This window comes from Streptomyces sp. NPDC002845, assembly GCF_053591955.1.
The window spans coordinates 68,959-80,664 of record NZ_JBSFUU010000003.1 but is presented as its reverse complement, the minus strand read 5'-3'; the positions used below and the strand labels follow the sequence as shown (position 1 = coordinate 80,664).

The following is an 11,706-nucleotide window of genomic DNA, read 5'->3' as shown; positions in this document are numbered from 1 at the left end:
CCTCGCCCGGCACCGTCCGCTCACGGTCCGCTCCTCGCCCGGCAGCCTCACCCGCCCAGCGCCTCCCGTACGAACTCGTTGCGGAACTTCCCCGCCGGATCCAGCTCGTCCGCCAGCCCCCGGAACGCCCCCAGCCGCGGGTACAGTCCCCGCACCAAGGCCGTCGGCACCGCGAACACCTTGCCCCAGTGCGGCCGCGCGGCGAAGGGCTCCAGCGCGTCCTCGACCCGCCGCACCACCGGCAGCACGGCGTCCCGGTCGTCCACCCACGTGAAGTGCAGCGCGACCGAGTCCCGCCCGTACGCGGGGCTGAGCCACTGCGCGTCGGCGGCGACCGTCCGCACCTCGCAGATCTGGAGGACGGGCGCGACCACGGAACGGATCGCGTCTAGGGCGTGCAGCGCGTCGACAGCGTACGACCTCGGCACCAGGTACTCCGACTGGAGCTCGGCCCCGGCGCTCGGCGTGAACTCCGCCCGGAAGTGCGGGAGTCGCTCGTGCCACAGCCCCGGCACGCCGAACTGCTCGGTGCAGTGGACCGCGGACATTCCCGGTACGGGGTGTACCGCCTCGGTCGCGGGCGCGGCCCAGGGGAAGTCGGGCGGCGGCTGGTCGGTGCGCCGCTTGAGCCAGACGTGGTTGAACCCCGGCTGCTTCCAGTCGGTGAACAGGCTCACGCTGTACGCCGTCGCCGCCACCGCCGCGAAGTCGAGCCCGGTGAGGGGGAGTTCGACGTACACGTGCTGGCTCACCTCGTAGCCGGGCTCCAGGTCGAGGGTCAGCGCGGTGACGACCCCGAGGGCGCCCAGAGAGGTGACGGCGCCGTCGAAACGGGCGTCCCCGCGCGCGATGGTCAGGGCGGAGCCCTCGGCCGTGACCAGTTCGACCTCGCGCACGGCGGCGGCGAGCGGCCCGTTGCCGTCCCCCGAACCATGCGTGCCGGTCGCCACCGAGCCCGCCACCGAGATGTGCGGCAACGAGGCCATGTTGTGCAGGGCCAGCCCGTGCCGGTGCACCGTGGCGGCGAGTTCCGCGTACCGGACGCCGCCCCCGACCCGTACCGTACGGGCCGCCGTGTCCACGTCGATGGCCGGCGGCAGCCTCGTCAGCGAGAGCAGCACGCCCTCGCTCCCCGGCTCGGCGATCTCGTTGAAGGAGTGCCCGCTGCCGAGGACCCGCACCTTCGCGCTGTCCGCCACCAGGGCCTTCAACGCGGCGATCGAGTGCGGTCGGTGCAGTTCCTTGGCCGTGTACGTGATGTTGCCGGCCCAATTGGTCAAGGTCTCGGTCATGCGGCTCGTCCTTCCCGGTGAGGTGATGCCATCCTGCCCTCCGCCGGACGGGCCGCTCGCCGCCCCTCTCCCCTCCCGTTGCCGCTCTCGCGCGCCGACACCTACCGTAGAGACCGGTTGCTGTCCCCAATTCGCCGATGCGGAAGGTCACTTCCTTGACCGAGCGCCCCCTGGCTCTCTTCGCCATGACCGCCGAGAACGTTCCCCAGATCTTCCCGCCGGATGTCCTGGCGAGCCTGTGTGGCGCCGTAGAAATCGATCCCGCTGTGGTGGCCGAGGACTTCGCCGACCCCCGTGTGCGGAAGGTGCTCGCAGAGGTGGAAGTCCTCGTCACCGGCTGGGGCTGCCCGGCCCTCGACGAGACGGTTCTCGACGCGGCGCCCAGGCTGCGCACGGTCCTGCACTCGGCGGGCTCGGTGAAGAGCTTCACCACACCCGCGGTCTGGGAGCGGGGGATCACCGTCTCCTCCGCGGCGGGCGCCAACGCGCGGCCCGTCGCCGAGTACACGCTCGCCATGATCCTGCTCGCGGGCAAGGACCTCTTCGCGTACCGCGAGCGGCTGAGGGCCGAACGTACCTTCCCCGGCTGGGGACTCGTCCCCGGCATCGGGAACTACGGCCGACGCGTCGGCGTCATCGGCGCCTCCCGCATCGGCCGCCGCCTGATCGAGTTACTGCGCCCCTTCGACCTGCGGGTGAGCCTCGCCGACCCGTACGTCGACGAGGAGGAGGCCGCCGCGCTCGGCGTCCGGCTCCTGCCGCTGGACGAACTGCTGCGCACCTCCGACATCGTCACCGTCCACGCCCCGGACACCCCGGAGACCCGCCACCTCGTCGGCCGCCGCGAACTCGCCCTGATGCCCGACGGATCGGCCCTCATCAACACCGCCCGCGGCGCCCTCATCGACCACGACGCCCTCATCGAGGAGCTGCGCGCCGGGCGGATCAGCGCGATCCTCGACGTGACCGACCCCGAGCCGCTGCCCTCCGACTCCCCGCTCTTCGACCTGCCGAACGTCTTCATGACCCCGCATCTCGCCGGTTCCCAGGGCAACGAGCTGGCCCGGCTCGGGCGTGCGATCGCGGAGGAGGCCGAACGGCTGCTCACCGGACGGGAGTTGGCGCACGCGATCGACCGTGCCGTACTGGAGCGCATGGCATGACCGGCGCAGCCGCCGCCCACGCGCCGGAGCGCGAGCGGGAGTCGGCGCCGTGATCTGTGGTGATGCTCGTACGACGGGAGATGTGGCAGGAGACCACGGCGCGGGGCTTCCGGGCCGTCTCGTAAGGTGACCTGCGCGATCCCGGGAAGGGGAGCCGGCCGGTGGCGAAGAAGACGGACTCCGAAGCGGGCAGGGACGCCTCGACGGTACGGGACGTCGCCGCACGGGCCGGCGTCTCCGCCTCGACCGTCTCCCGCGTCCTCGGCGGCACCTACCCGGTCGCCGCCACCACCCGCGCCAAGGTCCTCAAGGCCATGCGCGAACTGGACTACGTGACCGGCGCAGCAGCACCGTTCCGGCACCCCGATCAGCCTCTTCGCCTGAGGCCCACGACGAAGCCGCTTACTCACGCGTCGCGCCCTCCGGCCACAACACGCGCACCGGGACCCCAATCCGCTGGGCGTAGGACACCACGTCGGCAGTACCGCCGTATCCCCACGCCGGGTTCCCGTCCCACACGGCGAACAGTTCGTCGGCCAGTCCGACAAGGATCTCACTGCCCGCCATGTGCGCCTGAGAGTCCGACGCTTTCATACCGGTGTGGTGCACTTCTGCCGCATGACGCATCAGCTCGTCATAGACCGGCCAGTGGCTTTCCGAGAGGCTCTCGCGGTACTGCTCGGCGGGAACGACGATTTCGAGGCTTCCCCCGTGCTTGAGTACGGCCTCAGCGAACCACGCATCCGGACCGTCCGCGATGCACGAGATGCCGACCAACTCGGTTGCATCGAACTCGCGAATGGCCCCTTCGAGAAGCTGCCGAACCTGCTGCTCAACGTCTCGGCTCAGCCCCCGGTGCCCGGTGATCCCGACGCGCATGGACGCTTCCTCCTACAGGTAGACGCCGTGAAAGCGTTCATCGAAGTCACGCACCACCTTGGGCGGTGACGTCAGCGACAGTGACCGGCGCACCGCGCGTGAGCGCTCTACGATCCGGCCGGAACGGTACTGGAGTCCTGTATCCAATGCCCTGGATGCAAGGGCGAATACGGCCTCGACTCTCCCGGCCGCGAGATGGCCGACTGCCGGGTCCAAGACGACCAACGCCCGCTGTTTCGCATGTCCGGAGGCCAGCGCTTCGACATCATCGCCGAGGGCCCATTCCGCGAGGCGGGTGGAGGCGGCACTGGAGTCCTTGGAGGCACGGCCGCATTGGGGGAAGGTCGCGGTACCGGCGGGGGTGGTGCGGGGCGGTATCCGCGGCTGGGGGCGTTCCGGGGGCTGGCGGATGAGCTGGATCCGGTGGAGAAGTTCCGGAACGCGTTCGTGCGCGGCGTGCTCGGGGGCTGAGGCGAACTTCAGCCTGGTGGCATCGGGCGTCTCGTACGGGAGTTGTTCGCCCCCGCCGTCCCACAACCTTTGGCGGATCCGCCGGGCAGGAGTACGCAGCGGGAGTGTGACAGTCTTCGGAAGACTGTCACACTCCCGCTGCCGTGTGCTCGGCACCTACCCGGCGGCGAGCTTCACCAGGAAGTCGGCGTTCGCGGCCACGTCGTGCCCCAGGACCATGGCGTGGTGGGGCAGCTCGACCAGGCGCTGGGTGACTGCCTGGCGGGCCTCGGCGGTGCCGCCGCCATCGACGCGTACGAGCCCGAACACGTCGGGGTAGCGGTCCTCGGTCTTCCCGTTCATGAAGTCGCCTTCACCCAGTCTCCGACCCTCCTCGTCCAGGGTCGGCGCTGCGCCGGGCTCGATACGCGGGAACAGCAGCGCGGCCGCCTGCCCGCCGATGGCAAGGTCCAGGCCGAACCAGGCCGGGAACTGATCGGGGAAGACCTGCGCTTTCAGCTCCCGCTTGCCGTCCCACAGCGGTTCGCGCCGACCGGCCAGCAACGCGTCCGTCACCCGCTGGTCCTGGGTGGGATGCAAGGACTCCCCGGCCTCCAGCCGTTCCCTGGTCACGTCGAACCACCCCAAAGCATCCAGCAGCCCCAAGCCCAGGGCGGCGGCTGCGGGCCAAGGCAGCACGTCCACGCCTCCGGCAGAGTTGGGGCGGACGAAAACGCGGTCGTTGGCCAGCAGCTCCCAGGCATGGCGGGCGGCCAGCGCCACGGCGGTGCTGGTCTTGCCCGCGCCCTTGGACCCGAACGTCAGGATCACCCGCCCGTCCAGGGCGACGGCGGAGGCATGGAGCACGGCCCAACCGGAGCGCAGGAGCAGCCCGCGCATGGTCTCCCGCGCCAGGCGGGCGGTGGCCGTGGCCACCGGTTCGGTATCGCACCCGTAGATGGTCAGCCGCCCGGTGACGGTCTCCCACCTGTATGCCAGGCACTGTTCCGGGGAAACGGCTGTGATGACGCTCTCGGCCTCGTCGCAGGCCACCAGAGTGTGCGTCCTGGCATACGTGGTGCTCGTGTGGGGGGATTGGCTCACCGCCAGCGCCAGGTCCGCGTACTGCTGGGGGGCCACGTCGGCGACGACCAGCGGGGACGCGCAGACACTCCCGGGTGGCACCTCCATGGCGTTCCACCACGGCCCGACGTAGCGGCGGCACCAGTCGGTGACGGCCTGGGTGGAGGAGACGATGGACACGGACACATCGGCGGCGTCCAGACGGGTGGCGTAGGTGGTCACAGGCTCCTCACGGTCGGAAGCGGACTGGATGGGGTGCCGCGCAACATCCTGTAGGCGGCGCGGAGTTTGTTGTGGGCGGCCTCCAGTTGGCGGGCCTCTGTGGCGTCCAGGGCAGGTAGGCACGGTAGGGGACGCCCCGTGGTGAACCGCAACGGAATTCCCAGCCACCCGTCCCGGTACGGCGCGGACAACTCGGTCAGGCCGTCGTCCACGCCGAGCGTCAGGCGCAGCGTGGAGACGACGGCGCCGGCCGGGCCGGACCGTGTTCGGCCGATTCCGGCGTTGATCCGTTTCGGTCGGGTGGTCAGCTCGTCGCGTACCTCCTGGAGGGGGACGGGCAGAGGCCGCCCGTTGACCGTGGTGGCCGAGACGCACACCACGGCGGCGTCCCCGTGCTCGCCCATCACATGGCCATGCACCGCGTCCAGCGGTACGTCCAACAGGCGGGCCAGGGTGAGGCGGTAGCGGGCGCTGTCCAGATGGGAGCCGATGCCGAACACCCGGTTGCAGCCGGAGGCTTCGGCGAACAGGCGGGTCATCAGGTCCACCGGGTTGGTGACCATCAGCACTGTGCCGGTGTAGCGCGCAGCGCGGTGCCGAGGGCGCGGATCACGGGTGCGTTGGACTGTGCTCCGGCCATGCGTACGTCCGTGGTGTGGGTGTTGGTGAAGCGGGCGCGCACGGCGATCACCACGGCCTGGCAGTCCCCAGCAAGACGGCCGCTCTAGCGGGCCGCGAGGCCGGACACCCGGCGGTGGCGGCACTGGCCATGGGCTACGCCTCCTACGCGGTGGAAGGGGACAAGGCCCGGGAGATGCTTGCCGCCGCGCAGGAGCATGTACGTGGGCTCGGATACGCCACCGCACGTGCCTGGCTCGCCGGGCGTGATGCCGAAGAAGCCGCCGCCCTTGGTGACCGGGAAGGCTCGGTGCGGTCCCTCGACCGGGCCACCACGGCGTTCGACTACGCCAACCCCGATGACGAACAGGCATGGGTCCGCTTCTGCCAACGCCCCCGTATGTACTCCCTGATGGTCTCCACCTACGCGCGGCTGCACCACCGCGACCTTGAGCAGACCGCACAGGACGCCCTCGCCCACCTCGGCGACGACGACTCGATGCTGTCGATCGCAGCCTTGTCGGACGCGGCCACCGGCTACGTGGTGTCGGGTGACGTGGACCAGGGCGTCGAAGTGGGGCGCCGCTTCGTGGATGCCGCGACGACCGCGCCAACAACCCCGGGACGGAAGCGCCTGGCCTCATTCGCCGAACTCCTGCCCCCGCAGCACAGCGAGGCACGAGACCTCGCCGACGACATCCGCACCGCACTCGCCGCCTGATCAGCCCTTGGCCGTCTCCTCCGTCACCCACGACAGGTACGCGTCGCTCCCGTGAGTGACCGGCGTCGCGATGATCTCCGGGGTGTCGTAGTCGTGGACGCTCTTGATGTGCGCCTCCAGCTCCGCGTACCGCTCGGCGGTTGTCTTGTACAGCACTCGCCACTCCTGGTCGGTCTGTACCTCGCCCTCCCACCGGTAGACGCTGGTGATCGGCCCGTCGATCTGCGCACAGGCCGCCACGCCGGCGTCAACGGCGCTGGTGGCCAGCGTCTGAGCCCTCTCGGCGCTGTCCGTCGTCGTGAGTACGGTCAGGTGGTCAGCCACAGGTGTTCTCCTCGGAATGCGGATGCCAGGAACGTACCCGCAACGCCCGCCGGCCAACTGCCCCAGCCACCGCCGCGGTCGCCCCGACTTTATAAACCCCCTTTCCTAACCCCTTGTCGAAACCCCCACCAGGCCATAGCCTTGCGCCGCGCCGGGGCCGAAGGGCCTCGTCATGGCCTGAGAGGGGTCGGGGAACGTGTCGTCGGTGAAGCGCACCTCACGGGATATCCGCACCGCGAACCGCTACGAGGTGCTGCGCCAGATCATCGCCGAGTCGCCCACGTCCCGGCAGGAGCTCGCGGCTGCGACGGGGCTGAGCCTCGCCACGGTAGCCACGCTCGTCGGTGAGCTGCTCGACCTCCGGATGATCACCGAGGTCGGGTTCGAGGACTCGGCGGGTGGCCGCCCACGGGGTCTCGTGGCCGTCAACACGTCGGGCGGCGCGCTGATCGGCGTGGACATCGCGGAGACTTACGTCAGGGTCGAGCTGTTCGACCTGGCGCTGAACGTGCTGGCCCGGGCCGACGAGGACATGCGCCCCGGTGAGAGCCGCCCGGAGCAGGTAGTCGGCCATGTCGCCGCGGCCGTCGGGGCGGTGGTCACGCAGGCCGGGGTCGAGGGCGCGCGCGTGCTCGGCGTCGGGGTGAGCGTGCCGGGTCAGGTGGACCGGGCCACCGGCATCTCCGAGTACGCGCCGAACTGGGACTGGCACGAGGTGCCGTTGCTCGACCTGCTCGCCGAGCACATCGCGTACCCGCTGTACATGGACAATCCGCTGCGCGCCTGCGCGGTCGCCGAGATGTGGTTCGGTGCCGCCCGTGGGCGCGGGGACACGGTCGTGGTCAACCTCGGCACGGGGGTCGGAGCCGGGCTCGTGCTCGGCGGCGGGCTGCACCGCGGGGTCAGCAACAGCGCCGGTGAGTGGGGGCACACCACCCTCGTACTCGACGGGCGGCTGTGTCACTGCGGCAACCACGGGTGTGTGGAGACGTACGTCGGCGCGCCCGGAATCATGCTGAACCTGCGGGAGTTGAGCCCCCGGAGCAGCCTGCTGCACCCCGAGGACCAGACCGCCACCATCGACGCGCTGGCCCGCGGGGTCGCCGCGCGGGACCCGGTGGCCCTCAAGGTCGTCCGCGACACGGCCCGCTATCTGGGCGCCGGCATCGCGGACCTGGTGAATCTCCTGAACCCCGAGGTGGTCGTGCTCAGCAGCTGGGTCGCGGCCACGCTCGGCGAGCCGCTGCTGGGCGAGGTCCGTGAAGCGGTCGCCCGGCACGCGCTCGGACGTCCGCTGGCCGCCACCGAGATCGTCCTGTCCGCCATTCCCACCGACCCGGTGTGCCTGGGAGCCGCGACCTTCGCCCTGGAAGGCGCGCTCTCCTCGATCAGCCAGCGGCCCACCCGACGCGCGACCCCCACGAGGAGCCGTACCGCACCATCCGCGTAAGGCGCCTCCGCAACGACGCACGAGCCGTACCGCACCACCTTCATGACGACGGAAGGGATGCACATGCCACGCCCGCGCACCAACTCCCCCACCCCCACCAGGAGATCCCTCCGCCTGACGCTGACGGCCGCCGCCACGCTCGCCGTCACGGTTCCTCTCCTGTCCGCCCCGCCCGCGAGCGCCGCCGACCCCGTGGCCGCCGAGGTCTCCCCGCACGCGGCCCAGACCATCGAGAACATCGGCGCGTCCGGTGCCTGGTGGGTCAACGACCTCACGAAATTCCACCCGAGGGTCCAGGCCCGGGTGGCGAAGCTGCTGTTCTCCCGGAAGGGCCTGGATCTCAGCTCCTACCGCTACAACATCGGCGGTGGCGGTACGGCCGTCACCACTCCGTCCCGCGCGCCCGAGGACTTCCTCGACGACGACGGCACGTACGACTGGCGCAGGGACAAGGGCGGCCGTACGTTCCTGAAGTACGCGGCCGCGTACGGTGTCGAGGATCTGATCGCGTTCGTGAACAGCGCGCCCGCCGAGTGGAAGACCAACGGGCAGAGCTGCGGCGGGTATCTGAAGGCGGAGAACACGGAGGACTTCGCCGGCTACATCGCCGACGTGACCGACCACTTCGCCGAGCGGGGCGCGAAGTTCGCCTACATCAGCCCCTTCAACGAGCCGACGAACAGCTTCGAGGAGTGCGGCCAGGAGGGCATGCTCGTCCCCGTCGACCAGCGCGACGACATCGTGCGGGCGCTCGGCGCCGAGCAGCGGGCGCGCGGGCAGAAGACCGGCATCATCGCCGACGAGTCCAGCAGCACGGTGCAGTTCAACACCGAGCTCCCGGAGTGGATCACGCAGCCGGGCACGGCCCAGTACGTCGACAGGCTCGCCCACCACACGTACAACAACCCCGGTGACGACCAGCGGGCGAAGATCCACGAGACGTCGAAGGCGATCGGCAAGCCGTCCTGGTCCACCGAGATCTGCTGCTTCGGGCAGGGTGGCACGGGCTGGGCCAAGGAGTACGACCCGACCATCGACGGTGGTCTGAACCTGTCCCGGATCATGTACAGGGACTTCGCGACCGCGCACGACTCGGCGTTCCAGTGGTGGGTCGCCCTCTCCGAGATGATCGGCACCGACCCGTACGCGCGGAACGACGACGGCTGGAACGACGGGCTGATCTACTACGACCCCGACTACGCCACCAACGGCAACCAGACCCTGTACTTCACCAAGCGGTACTACGCGCTCGGCCAGTACAGCAAGTTCGTGAAGCCGGGCTCGGTCGCGCACAACGTGACGGGCGCGCCGGAGGGCGTCGAGGTCTCGACGTACGACAGCAAGGGCAAGTGGGTCGTCGTGGTGAACAACCACAACTCCACCGAGACGCCGCTCAGTCTGCACTTCAACAGCAAGTCCCCGGTGAGGGCCGGGCAGGCCGTGCGCACCTCCGCCACCGAGGACTGGGCGAAGGTCGCCAAGCCGGCGGTGCGGCGCGGTTCGACGGCCACCGCGACGCTGGCCCCGCGCTCCATCACGACGTACGTCTTCGACCAGAAGGGCCGTGACACCTCGGCCGTGACGGGTGCCTGGCAGGGCGAGCAGTCCGGCAAGTGCCTGACGGCGGACGCGTCGGGCACCGCGATCGCCACCTGCACGGGTGAGGACGCGCAGGACTGGTCGTACGCGGCGAACGGTACCCTCAAGGGCGCGAACGGGTGCCTGACGGCGGGGACTTCGGGTCTCGCCACGGCCGACTGCACGGCCGCCGCCGACCAGCGGTGGCTGCTGAACGCCAACGGGCAGATCGTCAGTGAGGCGTCCGGGAAGTGCCTGGACGTGGGCGGTCAGGCCACGGCCGACGGCAGCCGGGTGGGCCTGTGGACCTGCAACGCGGGGGCCAACCAGGCCTGGTCCAGGCGGTAGCCACCCCCAGGGCGTCCATGCACGGGGCGCCCCCATGAGCGAGGGCCGTCGGCCCCTGACCCGGCGGCCCTCTTCCCCCCTCCCCCGCCCCTCACTCCTCTTCCGTCTCACAACTCCCTTGCCTTGCACCGTTGTTCGTCATTCCGAACCGGACACAACGCTTCGAGCAGACTTCGTCCAACCCCTTGCCGAAGCCTTAGCCGAAGGTTAACGTCCCGCACCGCACCGCCGTTTCAGCCAACCGGCGCCGAGCCGTAGAGCCGTAGCCGTACTCAGGGACAAGGACGTCAGCATGTCGGCAATGAGCAGCAGTAACTGGAACCGCCGAACCCTCCTGCGCACCGCGCTGGGCCTGGCCGCCATGGGCCCGCTGGCCGCGTGCGGCAGCAACAACGGGCGTGGAGGCGGCAGTTCGGGTGACACCCTGGTGCAGTACTTCCACGCGTACGGAGAGGCCGGGACCGAGCAGGCCATCAAGAAGTACGCGGCCGCCTACGACGGGGCCAACGTGTCCACGCAGTGGATCACCGGCGACAACTTCGAGAGCAAGCTGTTTTCCTCGCTGCTGACGGACAAGGCCCCGGACCTGTTCGAGTTCCATCCGCAGATCCAGCTGGTCCAGAGCGGCCAGGTGGCGGACCTGACCGACATCATCGACCCGGTCAAGGACGACTTCAACCCGGCCGACATCACCTCGCACACGGTCGACGGGAAGATATACGGCGTCCGGATGATCGACGACCCGCAGTTCTTCTTCTACCGGAAGTCGCTGCTGGAGGACGCCGGCGTCGACGTCCCGACCACGCTCGACGAGCTGATCGAGGCCGCCGCCAAGCTCGCCACCGACGACATGAAGGGTGTCTTCCTCGGCAACGAACTGCACCAGATCGTCCGTCCGATGATCTGGGCGGCCGGCGCCGACACGCTCGACGAGAACAACGAGATCGCCTACCACACCGAGGGGGTCAAGGAAGGTCTGGTCAAGCTGCGCGGGCTGTTCACCAGCGGCGACCTCCTCGTCGGCGCCCCGGCCGACGCCTGGGACCCGTCCTCGCTCATCCAGGGCCTGACCGCCATCCAGTGGTGCGGCATGTGGGCGATGCCGCAGATGCTGGAGGCGTTCGGTGACGACCTCGGGATCTTCCCGTTCCCGAAGGTCACGGACGACGGCAAGCCCTCGGTCTACAACGGCGGCTGGTCGATGTTCGTCAACGCCAAGGGCGACAGAGTCGACGAGGCCAAGGAATACGTGAAGTGGCTGTGGATCGACCAGAAGGAGTACCAGGAGGACTGGGCGCTCTCCTACGGTTTCCACATCCCGCCGCGCACCTCGATCGCCGAGTCCGCCGACGCGCTCAAGTCGGGTCTGCCGGCCGAGGGCGTGCAGCTCTTCAGTGAGTACGGCCACTTCGACAACATCGGCTTCACCCAGGGCATGATCGACGCGACCGAGGACGTCATCGCCGACTGCGTCCGCCAGGAGGGGGACCCGGAGGCCGCGCTCGACAAGGCCGACGGCAAGATCAACCGCGAGCTCAAGAAGCTCTTCGGTTAGGCCGTCGGACAGGTAACCACGAC

Annotated in this window: 12 protein-coding genes and 1 pseudogene; 7 read left to right on the top strand and 6 right to left on the bottom strand. The window is 69.8% G+C overall.

Annotated features, from left to right (window positions below):
* Positions 1-47 precede the first annotated feature (47 nt).
* A complete protein-coding gene (locus ACWD3C_RS02860) occupies positions 48-1,292 on the bottom strand; it encodes an FAD-binding protein (protein WP_451139350.1) in 1,245 nt (414 codons plus the stop codon).
* Positions 1,293-1,447: 155 nt separating this feature from the next.
* Between ACWD3C_RS02860 and ACWD3C_RS02855 the strand changes: the two genes are divergently transcribed.
* Together ACWD3C_RS02855 and ACWD3C_RS02850 are read left to right on the top strand one after the other, a co-directional pair.
* Entirely contained in the window at positions 1,448-2,455 is a 1,008-nt protein-coding gene (locus tag ACWD3C_RS02855; protein WP_451139348.1) for a hydroxyacid dehydrogenase, read from the top strand.
* A 161-nt stretch (positions 2,456-2,616) separates the two neighbouring features.
* Positions 2,617-2,805: pseudogene (locus ACWD3C_RS02850) on the top strand (LacI family DNA-binding transcriptional regulator); the annotation flags it as partial.
* Positions 2,806-2,857: 52 nt separating this feature from the next.
* Here ACWD3C_RS02850 and ACWD3C_RS02845 read toward each other — a convergent pair.
* Positions 2,858-3,334 carry a hypothetical protein gene (locus ACWD3C_RS02845; protein WP_451139346.1) on the bottom strand — a complete coding sequence of 159 codons (477 nt, stop codon included), beginning with the start codon at positions 3,332-3,334 and terminating at the stop codon, positions 2,858-2,860.
* A 240-nt stretch (positions 3,335-3,574) separates the two neighbouring features.
* On the opposite strand from ACWD3C_RS02845, the gene ACWD3C_RS02840 reads away from it, so the two are divergent.
* Positions 3,575-3,805: a hypothetical protein gene (locus tag ACWD3C_RS02840; RefSeq protein WP_451139344.1), complete on the top strand. Its 231-nt coding sequence runs from the start codon at positions 3,575-3,577 to the stop codon at positions 3,803-3,805.
* Positions 3,806-3,961: 156 nt separating this feature from the next.
* Here the strand turns inward: ACWD3C_RS02840 and ACWD3C_RS02835 are convergent, their stop codons facing one another.
* From ACWD3C_RS02835 to ACWD3C_RS02825, 3 genes are read right to left on the bottom strand one after another with little or no spacing between them, the layout of a single operon-like run.
* Positions 3,962-5,089: a hypothetical protein gene (locus ACWD3C_RS02835; RefSeq protein WP_451139342.1), complete on the bottom strand. Its 1,128-nt coding sequence runs from the start codon at positions 5,087-5,089 to the stop codon at positions 3,962-3,964.
* Positions 5,086-5,652 (bottom strand): hypothetical protein, encoded by a 567-nt coding sequence (locus ACWD3C_RS02830; RefSeq protein ID WP_451139613.1) that lies wholly within the window; start codon positions 5,650-5,652, stop codon positions 5,086-5,088. The genes ACWD3C_RS02835 and ACWD3C_RS02830 overlap by 4 nt, the downstream gene beginning before the upstream one ends.
* Positions 5,652-5,783 carry a hypothetical protein gene (locus ACWD3C_RS02825; RefSeq protein WP_451139340.1) on the bottom strand — a complete coding sequence of 44 codons (132 nt, stop codon included), beginning with the start codon at positions 5,781-5,783 and terminating at the stop codon, positions 5,652-5,654. Before ACWD3C_RS02825 ends, ACWD3C_RS02830 begins: the two co-directional genes overlap by 1 nt.
* 60 nt (positions 5,784-5,843) lie before the next feature.
* On the opposite strand from ACWD3C_RS02825, the gene ACWD3C_RS02820 reads away from it, so the two are divergent.
* Entirely contained in the window at positions 5,844-6,428 is a 585-nt protein-coding gene (locus ACWD3C_RS02820) for a hypothetical protein (protein ID WP_451139338.1), read from the top strand.
* Here ACWD3C_RS02820 and cutA read toward each other — a convergent pair whose 3' ends face one another.
* The gene (gene cutA, locus ACWD3C_RS02815; RefSeq protein WP_451139336.1) at positions 6,429-6,752 is read right to left on the bottom strand and encodes a divalent-cation tolerance protein CutA; all 324 of its coding nucleotides are present in this window, start codon (positions 6,750-6,752) and stop codon (positions 6,429-6,431) included.
* A gap of 205 nt (positions 6,753-6,957) precedes the next feature.
* Here cutA and ACWD3C_RS02810 point away from each other — a divergent pair, with 205 nt between their 5' ends.
* The 3 genes from ACWD3C_RS02810 to ACWD3C_RS02800 all read left to right on the top strand — a co-directional run bounded on the left by ACWD3C_RS02810 (position 6,958) and on the right by ACWD3C_RS02800 (position 11,683).
* On the top strand, positions 6,958-8,202 hold the full coding sequence (locus ACWD3C_RS02810; RefSeq protein WP_451139334.1) for an ROK family transcriptional regulator: 1,245 nt from the start codon (positions 6,958-6,960) through the stop codon (positions 8,200-8,202).
* Between the two features lie 57 nt (positions 8,203-8,259).
* On the top strand, positions 8,260-10,128 hold the full coding sequence (locus tag ACWD3C_RS02805; protein WP_451139611.1) for a glycoside hydrolase: 1,869 nt from the start codon (positions 8,260-8,262) through the stop codon (positions 10,126-10,128).
* Positions 10,129-10,420: 292 nt separating this feature from the next.
* On the top strand, positions 10,421-11,683 hold the full coding sequence (locus tag ACWD3C_RS02800) for an ABC transporter substrate-binding protein (protein WP_451139332.1): 1,263 nt from the start codon (positions 10,421-10,423) through the stop codon (positions 11,681-11,683).
* The last annotated feature ends 23 nt before the right edge of the window (positions 11,684-11,706 follow it).

Bases quoted from the DNA above. Each gene is read 5' to 3' on its own strand.
- ACWD3C_RS02860 (WP_451139350.1), bottom strand. From the start codon at position 1,292: ATGACCGAGACCTTGACCAATTGGGCCGGCAACATCACGTACACGGCC.
- ACWD3C_RS02845 (WP_451139346.1), bottom strand. From the start codon at position 3,334: ATGCGCGTCGGGATCACCGGGCACCGGGGGCTGAGCCGAGACGTTGAG.
- ACWD3C_RS02840 (WP_451139344.1), top strand. From the start codon at position 3,575: ATGTCCGGAGGCCAGCGCTTCGACATCATCGCCGAGGGCCCATTCCGC.
- ACWD3C_RS02830 (WP_451139613.1), bottom strand. From the start codon at position 5,652: ATGGTCACCAACCCGGTGGACCTGATGACCCGCCTGTTCGCCGAAGCC.
- ACWD3C_RS02805 (WP_451139611.1), top strand. From the start codon at position 8,260: ATGCACATGCCACGCCCGCGCACCAACTCCCCCACCCCCACCAGGAGA.
- ACWD3C_RS02800 (WP_451139332.1), top strand. From the start codon at position 10,421: ATGTCGGCAATGAGCAGCAGTAACTGGAACCGCCGAACCCTCCTGCGC.